This window comes from Bartonella sp. ML70XJBT (assembly GCF_028618425.1).
Taxonomy (GTDB): Bacteria; Pseudomonadota; Alphaproteobacteria; order Rhizobiales; family Rhizobiaceae; genus Bartonella.
This window is the reverse complement of record NZ_JAQISX010000001.1, coordinates 49,433-61,791: the sequence shown is the minus strand read 5'-3', so window position 1 is coordinate 61,791 and position 12,359 is coordinate 49,433. Positions and strand designations below refer to the sequence as shown.

Below are 12,359 nucleotides of genomic sequence, written 5' to 3'. Positions count from 1 at the left end.
AAATTTTGTTTCTTGAAATTTGTTTTTTCTTGGTTTTATTTTGCTTTTATCCGTTTATATATTGTAATATGCATGAAGTGCACAATTATAAAAAAATTTTTTGTGTGAAAGTGAGGCTATTGTGGTTAAATCAGAGCTTGTGCAAATTATTGCTCGTCATAACCCGCATCTTTTTCAACGGGATGTGGAAAATATTGTAAACGCTATTTTTGAAGAAATTTCAACAGCTCTTGCCAATGGTGATCGTGTTGAACTTCGTGGATTTGGAGCTTTTTCTGTAAAAAGCCGTTCAGCTCGGAATGGACGTAACCCACGAACTGGAGAAGCCGTTGTTGTTGAAGAAAAGTGGATTCCCTTTTTTAAAACTGGCAAGGATTTACGCGACCGTCTTAATCAGTGAGAAACTTATGATTATTAAACGTATTCTTCTAACAAGTATCGGTGTGATTATCACAGCCTTTTTGGTTGTTTTTATTGTAGCTAATCGTCAAATGGTTCCGTTAACACTTGATCCTTTTCGAGAAAATTCTGAAAGTTTTACTTATCATGCTCCCCTCTTTATATGGCTTTTTATTTTCTTTGGTCTTGGTATTTTATTAGGAAATCTGATCCGTTGGTTTTCCTATCACAAATGCAAAAAAGCTCTCAAAAAAAGTAAAGCCGAGATTGAGAAATTGAAAATGTCTATCACAAATCTAGTGTAATGATCTTTTAATGAAAGAGTTTTTCCATTAGTATTTTATAGTCAATATAGAGTCTTTTTCTATACGTGTTTTAATTGATTTTAGTTCTTTTGTACTTTTACGAAACATTTAAGAGCTTTATAAAGTAATTTTTTATACCTCATATACCGTGATACAAAACATGCCTGCACAATGTTTTCAATCCCCCTACAAGAATAGATATCCGCAGGAAAAGTTGCCTCTTATTTTGGAAACAGGTATGAGTGAAAACTATGCTCTTATTGATTCTGGAAATGGACAAAAATTAGAGCGTTATGGAGATTATCGAATTATTCGTCCAGAAGGTCAAGCATTATGGAAACCTGCTTTATCACAAAAACAATGGGCTGATGTTGATGCTATTTTTACAGGAAACCGTGATGAAGAAGGAGTTGGTCGTTGGCATTTTCCTAAAAAGCCACTAGATGAAACATGGCCCCTTTCTTGGAATGGATTGTCTTTTCTGGGGCGTTTTACTTCCTTTCGTCATGTAGGCGTTTTTCCTGAACAAGATGCCCATTGGCGCTCTATGGAAGAACAAATCATAAAAGCTGCACGTCCTATAAAACTATTGAATCTTTTTGGCTATACAGGTGTTGCCTCTTTGATTGGAGCACGAGCGGGTGCAAACGTTACCCATGTTGATGCTTCTAAAAAAGCGATTGCGTGGGCAAAAGCTAATCAGAAAAAAGCAGGATTACCAGATCATTCTATTCGCTGGATTTGCGATGATGCTGTAAAATTTGTCGAGCGAGAACTCCGTCGCAAAAAAAGCTATGATATGATCCTTCTTGATCCCCCTGCTTATGGACGTGGAACCCATGGTGAAATTTGGCAACTTTTTGATCATTTACCAGCTATGATCACAAATTGTCGTAAACTCCTCTCTGATAAACCGCTCTCTGTTGTCCTTACAGCTTATTCCATTCGTGCTTCCTTCTTTGCGCTTCATACTTTAATGCGCGATACATTTGTAAATCTTGGTGGTAAGGTCGAATCAGGAGAACTCATTTTGCGTGAAGAAGTTGCAGGACGCGCCCTTTCTACTTCTCTTTTTAGCCGCTGGATTGCTTGAATATGTGTGGAACAAAAACTGGTAGAGTGAAAGAAATCACCTCTCTTAGCAACCCTATCATAAAAGATCTTAAAGCACTTAACCAAAAGAAAAACCGTAATCGCGAAGGTCTTTTTATGGCAGAGGGATTGAAATTGGTTATTGACGCTCTCAATCTCGGTTGGACAATACAGACACTTATTTTTTCTAAAAGCGAAATTGGTAATGCCATTATCGAAAATACTGCTGCACGCGCTGTAGCTAATGGTGCTTTTGTTATCAAAGCCTCACTAAAGGTTATGGAATCACTTACTCGACGCGATAACCCACAAACAGTTATTGGTATTTTCAAACAAAAATGGCAACCTCTTGAAACAATACAAGGGCAAGCTAAAGATGTTTACATCGCGCTTGATCGTGTGCGTGATCCTGGAAATCTTGGGACCATTATTCGTACTGCTGATGCTGTAGGTGCCAAAGGTGTTCTTTTAATTGGCGAAACAACAGATCCTTTTTCACCTGAAACAGTTCGTGCAACCATGGGATCTATTTTCTCTATACCCCTTTATCGTTTTGATGAAAGCGCCTTTTTAAACTGGTCGACTCACTTTAAAGGCATGATTGTTGGCACGCATCTCAAAGGATCTCTGGATTATCGGACACTTGATTTCAAAAATGGTCCGATAGTCCTTTTAATGGGAAATGAAAAACAGGGGCTGTCAGATATTCTTACACGTCGATGCGATAAACTTGCGCGTATTCCACAAAGTGGACGCGCTGACTCGCTTAATCTAGCAGTAGCAACAGCTGTTATGCTTTATGAAATCCGTCGTCCTTATTTAACACTGGAACCATGCGAGGAAAAAATATGATCCGCAAATCACTCCCTTTTCTTCTCCTTGGCTTAACCCTTACAGTCGGGCTTGACCAAGCTGTTAAGTACTGGGTTATGCACAATATGCCTTTAGGAACAGAAATCCCGCTTATTCCTTTCCTTTCCCTTTATCATGTGCATAATTCTGGCATTGCATTTTCGTTTTTTTCTTCTTTTTCTCACTGGGGAATCATTGCCATTACGATCATTGTAATTATCTTTCTTTTATGGTTATGGAGAAATGCTGAAGATAATAAATTTTTAACGTGCTTTGGTCTTGTCCTTATTATTGGGGGAGCAATTGGCAACCTTATTGATCGTATTCGCTTTCATCATGTCACTGATTATATACTTTTTCACATTGCTGATATTTTTTATTTCGCTATTTTCAATCTTGCAGATAGTTTTATCACTCTTGGTGTTATTGCTATCCTTATTGAGGAACTGCGCACTTGGATGAAAGCAAAACGTCATTCTAGCCATACATCTTCTCATTAATATTCTCATCGCCTTAAAAAAACAGAGATTTTCAACCATCATAAATCTAATTACAAACTCTCTTAACTAATTCTTTAGACTGATTATTTTACATATTTTTCTTTATGAAAATTTTATGTTTTCTTCAACCTTACATGTCCATCTCTACTCAATACAAAAGAACTGACTTCAAATGGCTTTTACGCTATACTATTTTCACGGACTCTGTCGTAAAATGAGCTTGGAAAGCGTTGAGAGTATCTCTAAAACAAGTAAGTAAATTGAGAATCCAATGGTACTCTGTTCCTCATAAGGGATATGATGAGCGGATAAATGAAAATACCCCTTATGAAAGCTTTCATATACAAAGTTTGCCGCAACATTAGAGACAAAAAAGAATACGATAGTAGCAGTTTTCACCTTTATTAAGTCAAGCTGATACGCATAGGGTGCTACACCCTTATCTCCATCGATAAATAGAGTTTGAAATATTGAAAGTGTTTATTAAATGATTACAATTGTTTACAAAAATACTTGTTATTCGTTTTTTCGATTTCAGTTTCTATGCTCCTCTTCTTTTCTTAATAAACTATAAAGTTAATATATTGATTATAAATAATAAATCATAATTCTATATTGAATTTAAGCTGCTTTAAATTGTTATTTTTCATTGTTTCAAATCTTTTTATTTTTAATGCAAAAAAATCTAACAAATCAAAGTGATAGACCTATAAATATATTTTTTTTGTTTCATAATGTAAAACCCACTGTGCACCACCATTTTTATGGCTATGAAAAAACAATTGCATCATCGTATTATTTTACAGCTCTCAATGTTGTCTTATAGCTTCTTGCATTTTAGAGAATTTATGAGCGCTATTTTTACTCCTTTTTAGAACTTTTTATCCGCACGCCAATCCTAATCGTATCGTGCAGGAAAATGATCTTGATTGCTTTAATATAAACAGATTTGTCATCAGAAAACCTTACGATATTTTTTTAGGGGTATTTAGAATTAATATATCTTTATATATCAATATGTTATATAAAAACTCAACCCAATTAGATTTTCTGGCTGGGTAGAGCAGATGCAATCTTGAAAATTGAAAAATAGCGCGATGTTACGCGCCACTTTCCTCATCACTGTGAAGGTAGATATTTTATAGGTGGAAATTATAGGGTTCCTGTGAATATAAAAAGCTTCTTAGCTTCGTCTTTTTCTTTTGCAAAAATACGGTGAAGACAGAAATATTTTTCATGGAAATGAACTTTTTCCTTACCAATTTGTAAGGTTCATTGCTTTGATAAATCTCTTGTAATTTTAAAATAAATCTCCATAATAAGAGGAGATATGCTGGAATTCCGCCAGTGATTCTGAAGGTTTTTTGTATTCGCCAAATTAAGGCTTATACAAAGCTTGTCTCTTTAAAGACAGAGACATTTAAAAAAACCAGTGCCTGACGGGACATATGCTAAAGGATTTTATATTATGGCTAATTTTAAAAATTTACGTTCAGCGCCTGCTTCTCATGCTGATGCATCAATTGATCAGGGATTGCGTGACTATATGTTGGGTGTTTACAATACAATGGCCATTGGTTTGCTTATTACAGCTGCTGCTGCCTATGCAATTGTATCATTAGCAACAACAACCGATATGAGCCAAGCAGCCGCTCAGATCAATAGCAGTGTTTATTTAACATCATTTGGAGTAACATTTTATACATCACCATTCTCTTATATTGTGATGTTTGCGCCCCTCATTGCAGTTTTATTCCTTAGTTTTAAAATTAATACATTGAGTACAAATGCTGCTCGTAGCCTCTTTTTTGGCTATGCTGCTCTGGTTGGGCTTTCATTATCTTCAATCGTTTTACGTTATACGACAGAGAGTATTGTACAAACCTTTGTCATTTCCGCTGCAACTTTTGGAGCTCTTTCACTTTATGGATACACAACAAAGCGTGATCTTACAGCAATGGGTTCATTCTTTTTCATAGGTTTGATCGGTTTGATGCTTTCCATGGTTGTGAATATTTTTCTTGGATCAAGCGCTTTGCAATTTGCTATCTCCGTTATCGGTGTTTTTATCTTTGCTGGTTTGACAGCTTACGACACTCAAAACATTAAGTTGATGTATTATGAAGGAGATCAAGGCGACACCAGAGGTCGTAAAGTTATTATGGGCGCGTTGAGTCTTTATCTTGATTTCATCAATATGTTTGTTTTCTTGCTACAATTTCTCGGTTCAAACCGTGATTGATTGCAGAAATCATCGCTTAATGAAAGAACCTTGTTTCTAAATGAGACAAGGTTCTTTCGTTTTTAGTGTAAATTTTTATCCTTTGCCTTTTAGGGATTATTCTTTTCGTAAAATGACAAAAATACTTTACAAGCAAAAACTCCCTTGGTTTAGCGATTTTATTCAACAAAAGCTCCATAAAACCCTTTTAAAAGCAATCCATAGCCGTTCTCACCATACGTCAAATATCCTCAACCCAAATAATCATTATGACCTGACCGTTGCCTCTTATAATGTGCATAAATGTGTAGGTGTTGATAAAATTTTTAATCCTACACGAATTGTCCGTGTTATTAATGAATTACAAGTTGATATCCTTGCTCTTCAAGAAGCAGATAAACGTTTTGGAGAACGTATTGGTTTGATTAATCTTCAGCTGTTAAAAGCTGAAACCAATTTGATCCCTGTACCTCTCAATACTATGTCACCTCATGGTCACGGTTGGCATGGGAACGCTCTCTTTTTGCGAAAGGGATATGTACGTGATACTTTACAAGTCTCTCTTCCTGGTATTGAACCACGTGGTGCTATCATTGTCGAGCTGGAAATGGCAGCAGGCCCTATTCGTATTATCGCGGCTCATTTTGGCTTATTACGTTATTCTCGTAAACAACAAACAAAAATGCTCCTTGCAATTTTGCAAAAACGCTCCCTTATGCCTACACTTCTTATCGGAGATTTTAACGAATGGCGGATGGGAAAAGGCTCATCTTTAAACCATTTTTATCCCTATTTTGATAGCACATTTAAAGTTGTACCAAGCTTTCCCTCTCGCTTTCCTTTTCTTGCTCTTGATAGAATTTTTGCCTTTCCTCACCAATTGGTAACAAGTCTTGAAAATCACCATTCACCACTTGCGCGTATTGCCTCAGATCATTTGCCAATCAAAGCTTATCTTAATCTTGCTAATGCAATAAATATCCTTAAAAATAAATGAAAAAAGTTAATGTGCCTCATCCCAATTTTGAGCCGTCATGACTTTCACTTCAAGGGGTACAGACAAAGAGAGAACAGGCATTGTAGCATTTTCCATAACATTTTTAACAACAGCCATGGTTTTTTTACTCTCCTCTTCTGGTACTTCAAAAATCAATTCATCATGCACTTGCAGCAACATTTTTGCTGATAGATTTTTTTCTTTTAAAGCATCTTCCATCTGTATCATGGCGCGGCGAATAATATCGGCCGCAGAACCTTGAATGGGAGCATTGATGGCCGCTCTCTCATTAAGAGAACGAATTTTTACATTCTTTGCTTTTATTTCTGGATAATGGATACGACGTCCAAAAATTGTTTCTACATAACCATTCTCACGCGCAAAGCTTTTAGTCTTTTCCATATAATCTTTAATTTCTGGAAATCTTTCAAAATAAAGTTGAATATAACGACCTGCTTCTTGACGTGAAATCCCTAATTGATTGGCTAATCCAAAAGCTGAAATACCATAAATAATACCAAAATTAATCGCTTTTGCACGCCTTCGTATATCTGAAGGCATTCCCTCTATCACAACGCCAAACATTTCTGACGCCGTTATAGCGTGAATATCATGTCCTTGAGCAAAAGCTTCTTTTAATGCTTTTATATCAGCAATATGTGCAAGAATACGCAATTCAATCTGGCTATAATCTGCCGAAAGCAACACATGTCCTTTTGGAGCAATAAAAGCTGTGCGGATTTTACGTCCCTCCACAGTCCGTACCGGAATATTTTGCAAATTTGGTTCTGATGATGATAACCGCCCCGTTGATGTTGTTGCCAAAGAATAATTCGTATGAACACGTCCTGTTTTTGGTAAAATATAAGAGGGTAAAGCATCTGTATAAGTCGATTTTAGTTTTGTAAGCTGGCGCCAATCAATAACTTTACGTGGCAAAATATGACCTTCGGCCGCTAATTCTTCTAAGGTCTGTGCAGAAGTTGACCACTGTCCCCCCTTGGTTTTAGCTCCTCCAGGCAATCCCATTTTACCAAAAAGAATATCACCTAATTGCTTTGGTGAAGCAAGATTGAATTTCTCATCCGCGAGTTGATAAATTTCCTCTTCTAGAAAAGCAGCAGCCTGCGCTAATTCTCCTGAAAGACGCAACAGAATCTGTCTATCAACAAGAATTCCACGTTCTTCCATTCTTGCAAGAACTTCTATGAGTGGTCTATCAAGACGTTCATAGATTTTAGTCATTCCTTGAGAGACAAGTTGCGGTTTTAAAACTTGCCACAAACGGAGTGTTACATCAGCATCTTCAGCCGCATAAAGCGTTGCTTGTTTCAAATCTACTTGTGCAAAAGAAGTGATTTTTTTTCCATTATGTGTTAAATCTTTATAAGCAATTGTTGTATGTCCAAGCCAACGCTTAGATAAATCATCCATATTATGCGTCAATGTTCCAGCATCTAAAGCATAGGAAAACAACATGGTGTCATCAAAACAGCGCATCACGATGCCATATTGTTTCATCACCAACCAATCATATTTTACATTCTGACCAACTTTTAACACCGCAGAATCTTCCAATATTGGCTTTAAAAGTGCTAAAGCCTTCTCGGTTTTAATCTGTTCTGCAATGCGTGCGCCTCCCAACAGATCATCTTTCCCTTCAACATGCTCAAGAGGTATATAAGCTGCTTTTTCCGGTTGTAATGCTAAGGAAAAACCAACAAGCTTTGCTTGCATGGGATCAAGGGATGTTGTTTCAGTATCAAATGCAAAAAAGCCTTGTTCTTCTGCTTGCCATAACCATTCTTGTAAAACGCCTTCGTCAAGAATCGTTGTATAAGCATCTCTTGTAATTTTTTGAGTTAGTGCTTGATCTTTGCGTTTTTCTGCTAGCTGTTGTGGAGAGTTCTCAGAAAAGTTATGAGGAAGTATGCTATCTTCTTTCTTTACATTAGAATCACGCTCCTTTTCAGATTTTTCCCACTCAACAGCTATATCAAGGGCATCAATAGCTGCTGCATCACATAACGTTGCTTCTGCCACGCGACGCGTGAGTGTGGAAAATTCCATCGCTTTCAAAAAAGAAATTAAGCGTGGTCCATCTTGTGGCTCCAAAATAAAATCATCTAAATCGCTGTCTATAGGAACATCTGTTTTAAGTCTAACAAGTTCACGAGAAATTTTAACCTGTTCACTATAAGTTTGTATGTTTTCACGTCGTTTTGTTTGTTTAATTTCAGTCACACGTTGCAATAAAAGATCAAGAGAATCAAATTGATTCAATAATTGGGCAGCAATTTTAGGACCAATGCCTGGAACACCTGGTACATTATCCGTTGCATCTCCAATTAATGCTTGTAAATCGATCATCTTTTCAGGGGGAACACCCCATTTTTCTATAACTTCTGAGATACCTATATGCTTGTTTTTCATCCCATCATACAAAGAAACATGCTTATTGACGAGTTGCATAAGATCCTTATCAGAAGAGATAATGGTTGTTTTTGCACCAACCTTTGTTGCCAATTGTGCATAGGTCGCTATCAAATCATCTGCCTCAAATCCTTCCTTTTCAATACAAGGCAAATTAAAAGCCTTTGTTGCTTGGCGTATTAAAGCGAATTGAGGAATTAAATCTTCGGGAGGTTCAGAGCGATTCGCTTTATACTGAGGATAGATTTGTTTTCGAAAAGTATCAGATGAATAATCAAAAATAACAGCAAAGTGTGTTGGAATAATACCTGTCGCTGTGTTACGAGCATCACAGAGTAATTTCCATAACATATTACAAAAACCAGCTACTGCTCCTATAGGAAGTCCATCCTTTTTACGTTTTAAAGGTGGTAAAGCATAGTAAGCACGAAAAACATAGCCTGATCCATCAACCAACAAAAGATGATCTGTTGCTTTCATGACAATTTTATTTCTCCATTTCAGCTAAAAAATACATTCCCCTTAATATATTTTTTTCATTTTGCCTCTAAAAAGCCATTTTTTCTTTCCATAAGACGTGAAGTCGTTGCATTTTATATTATGTACCTAGAGCTTTTCTTTGCTGTTACAGGATTAATAGCTTTCATTTTGCTCCTCCTATGATAGCTGAGGTACGATGTAGCGACAAGGTCGTTGTGGTGTTCCCCTCCCCACAACGACCGTTTTTTTGATATCCGTATTTTATATTTTTAATCTTAAATAACCTTTTTAGAAAAAAGGTAAGAATGTTATTCATGAATTTTGAAATTATTCCACAGAGCTTTTTCACCCATTTTATTGATAAAATCAGCATGCAACTTTTTCTCTTGTGCACTCAACCTTGAAGGTAAAGCTTGTGGACGAGATTTAACTGCATAAGGTGTATCTTTATCATTTTTGATATGTTCATTAACATTTCTTTTGTTCTCAAAACCCAATACACCCTGCTTTCCACCAATCAGTTCAATATAAACATCGGCTAAAATCTCCGCATCAAGCAAAGCGCCATGAAGAACACGATGACTATTATCAATTCCGAAACGTTTGCATAAAATATCAAGAGAATTAGGACCCATAGGAAATTTACGCCGCGCCATAGCCAATGTATCAAGAATATTATCAACACTGATAAGCGGCTTATTGACGCGTTTTAATTCTGCATTAATAAAACCTATATCAAAACTTGCATTATGGGCAATCATTGTTGCGCCATTGATAAATTCCAAAAATTCATCAGCAATATCACTAAAGCTTTTTTCATTTTTTAGGCGTTCATTGGTTAATCCATGAATTGCTACAACTTCATCAGGTATAAGAACACCTTGTGGATTCAAATAAACATGGAATCGGCTTTCTGTAAGATAACGATCAACCATCTCAACACAACCGATTTCGATTATGCGATCTTTCTCTTTATCTAAACCTGTTGTTTCTGTATCAAAAATAACTTCACGCATGACTTCAATTCTTTAGTAAATTTTTTATCACGTACAAAACTTGTTTACGGGTATTCTCTAAATCTTTTCCTGTATCAATAATAAAATCAGCACGTTTACGTTTTTCTTCATCAGACATTTGTCTAGCATCAATAAAAGAAAATTTTTCTTCATTCATATCTTGGCGAATCATTACACGTGCTTTTTGTATTGCTCGTGTTGTAGAGACAACAACAACACTATCTACACGTTTTTCACCATTTGTTTCAAAAAGAAGTGGAATCTCAAGAACAACTAATTTTTTTTCCTGTTGACGTGCTGTCTCAATAAATTCTTCTTCTTTTTTTTGTACTAAAGGATGTATTATCTTTTCTAATATTTGTAATTTTTTCTTATCACCAATCAAAATTTTAGAAAGCTTTTGGCGGTTAATCTTCCCATCCTCAATAACATTGGGAAATATATGTGTTATAAGTGATACAGCCGGTTCACTCTTATAAAGTTGATGTACTGCTTCATCAGCGCTAAAAACAGGAACACCCGCTTGTTTAAAAAAAACAGCAACTGTCGATTTTCCCATAGCAATTGATCCGGTCAGCCCTATGATTTTCATTCTGTCTTTTCACCCATACCCTGTAAAATTTCTGCTCGTAATGCTTTTGTAACCTGTGGTCTTATTCCAAACCACCGTTCAAATCCGAAAACAGCCTGATGTAAAAGCATACCAAGCCCATCAACAGTCCTTAAACCATGTGCTTTTGCTTGTTGTAGAAAAGGTGTTAGCAATGGTGTGTAAACAATATCTGTTACCAATGCCGTTGTTTTTGCTTTATGAAAATCACAAAAAAAAGAATTTTCTTTTTCCTCATATGGAGTTGTTATACCTATAGAGGTTGTATTGACAATTAAATCAGCTTGATAAAGTATTTTATCTATATTCTGCCAATCGTGAACTTCCACAGGTTTCCCGAAATGCTGTGCTAAATCTTCTGCTCGCCCCTTTGTACGATTAACTAAGCAAATGCGTTCAAACCCACGTTTTTTTAAGGCATACAGAACAGCACGTGCAGCACCACCTGCCCCAAAAATAACTGCTGTTTCTCCTACCCAATCAGGATAAAAATCATCAAGATTAGCACTAAAACCATAGGCATCACTATTTGTAGCACAAAGTTTATTTTCTTCATACCAAAGCGTATTAACAGCACCAATCATTGTTGCTACATCATCTTTATAATTCGCTAAATGAAACGCTTCCTGTTTATAGGGTAGCGTGATATTCCCTCCACAAAACCCCCTTTTTTTTATAGATGTGAAAAAACCTCTAAATTCTTCAGATGTTACTTCTTGCGCAATATATTCACCTTGCAGATTATATTGTTTAAGCCAAAAATTATGAATTTTTGGCGATTTTGAATGGTGAATAGGAGTACCAACAACAAAAGCACATGGAGCTTTTGTTGTTTCGTGCTTTCTTGTTAAATTAACCATCAATAACCCCTAAATGACGCAGTTTTATAAGTAAGGGCAACAAAGGTAAACCAATAATGGTAAAAAAATCCCCTTCAATTTGATCAAAAAGATGAATTCCTTCTCCTTCAATTTGATAGACTCCCACACTATTTAAGACATCTATTCCCACGCGCGCTAAATAACGTTCAATAAACTCTGATGAAAGAGAACGTACTAACATATGTGCACTAAAAGATTCTACCCAAATTTCTTGACCATTATGAAATAAAGCTACTGCACTATGAAGAGAATGTTTTTTTCCTGATAATTCGCATAAACGTTGATGTGCTTCCTTACTATTTATGACTTTATGAAGAACTTGACCTTCCAAATCAAGCACTTGATCGCAACCAATAACGAAAGCATCAGGAAAACGATCAGAAACATTTTTTGCTTTTGCACTCGCAAGAAAACAACTGAGTTCTTTAGGTGTTTTTTCTTTTGCTTTTTTTTCTACTTCTCTTTCATCAAAAGAAGCTCCTTCAACCAAAAAATTTAAACCCGCTTTTTTTAATAATTGTGCACGATGAAAACTAAGAGATGCTAATATTAAACTATTTATTGCCATTAGAT

12 protein-coding genes are annotated in these 12,359 nt (G+C 36.0%); 7 read left to right on the top strand and 5 right to left on the bottom strand.

Going from position 1 to position 12,359, the window contains the following annotated elements:
• Nucleotides 1–121 precede the first annotated feature (121 nt).
• The 7 genes from ihfB (at nt 122) to PVV65_RS00245 (ending at nt 6,366) form a co-directional block, all read left to right on the top strand.
• Nucleotides 122–400 (top strand): integration host factor subunit beta, encoded by a 279-nt coding sequence (gene ihfB, locus PVV65_RS00275; RefSeq protein WP_273788783.1) that lies wholly within the window; start codon nt 122–124, stop codon nt 398–400.
• A 7-nt stretch (nt 401–407) separates the two neighbouring features.
• Nucleotides 408–704: a lipopolysaccharide assembly protein LapA domain-containing protein gene (locus PVV65_RS00270; RefSeq protein WP_273788782.1), complete on the top strand. Its 297-nt coding sequence runs from the start codon at nt 408–410 to the stop codon at nt 702–704.
• A 160-nt stretch (nt 705–864) separates the two neighbouring features.
• The gene (locus tag PVV65_RS00265) at nt 865–1,797 is read left to right on the top strand and encodes a class I SAM-dependent methyltransferase (protein WP_273788781.1); all 933 of its coding nucleotides are present in this window, start codon (nt 865–867) and stop codon (nt 1,795–1,797) included.
• Between the two features lie 2 nt (nt 1,798–1,799).
• Entirely contained in the window at nt 1,800–2,648 is an 849-nt protein-coding gene (locus PVV65_RS00260; protein ID WP_273753951.1) for an RNA methyltransferase, read from the top strand.
• Nucleotides 2,645–3,148: a signal peptidase II gene (gene lspA / locus PVV65_RS00255; protein ID WP_273753952.1), complete on the top strand. Its 504-nt coding sequence runs from the start codon at nt 2,645–2,647 to the stop codon at nt 3,146–3,148. The genes PVV65_RS00260 and lspA overlap by 4 nt, the downstream gene beginning before the upstream one ends.
• Before the next feature lie 1,468 nt (nt 3,149–4,616).
• Nucleotides 4,617–5,390 (top strand): Bax inhibitor-1/YccA family protein, encoded by a 774-nt coding sequence (locus PVV65_RS00250; RefSeq protein ID WP_120122721.1) that lies wholly within the window; start codon nt 4,617–4,619, stop codon nt 5,388–5,390.
• A gap of 112 nt (nt 5,391–5,502) precedes the next feature.
• Nucleotides 5,503–6,366, top strand: coding sequence for an endonuclease/exonuclease/phosphatase family protein (locus PVV65_RS00245; RefSeq protein WP_273754075.1), 864 nt, complete (start codon nt 5,503–5,505; stop codon nt 6,364–6,366).
• 6 nt (nt 6,367–6,372) lie between these two features.
• Here PVV65_RS00245 and polA read toward each other — a convergent pair whose 3' ends face one another.
• The 5 genes from polA to PVV65_RS00220 form a co-directional block, all read right to left on the bottom strand.
• Nucleotides 6,373–9,279 (bottom strand): DNA polymerase I, encoded by a 2,907-nt coding sequence (gene polA / locus PVV65_RS00240; protein ID WP_273788780.1) that lies wholly within the window; start codon nt 9,277–9,279, stop codon nt 6,373–6,375.
• A gap of 308 nt (nt 9,280–9,587) precedes the next feature.
• Complete coding sequence (gene dnaQ, locus PVV65_RS00235; RefSeq protein WP_273788779.1) at nt 9,588–10,295, bottom strand: DNA polymerase III subunit epsilon; 708 nt, start codon at nt 10,293–10,295, stop codon at nt 9,588–9,590.
• Nucleotides 10,296–10,299: 4 nt separating this feature from the next.
• Nucleotides 10,300–10,887, bottom strand: a complete 588-nt coding sequence (gene coaE, locus PVV65_RS00230; protein ID WP_273788778.1) for a dephospho-CoA kinase — start codon at nt 10,885–10,887, stop codon at nt 10,300–10,302.
• Nucleotides 10,884–11,765 (bottom strand): shikimate dehydrogenase, encoded by an 882-nt coding sequence (locus tag PVV65_RS00225; protein ID WP_273788777.1) that lies wholly within the window; start codon nt 11,763–11,765, stop codon nt 10,884–10,886. The genes coaE and PVV65_RS00225 overlap by 4 nt, the downstream gene beginning before the upstream one ends.
• Entirely contained in the window at nt 11,758–12,354 is a 597-nt protein-coding gene (locus tag PVV65_RS00220; protein WP_273788776.1) for a Maf family nucleotide pyrophosphatase, read from the bottom strand. The genes PVV65_RS00225 and PVV65_RS00220 overlap by 8 nt, the downstream gene beginning before the upstream one ends.
• Nucleotides 12,355–12,359: the final 5 nt, after the last annotated feature.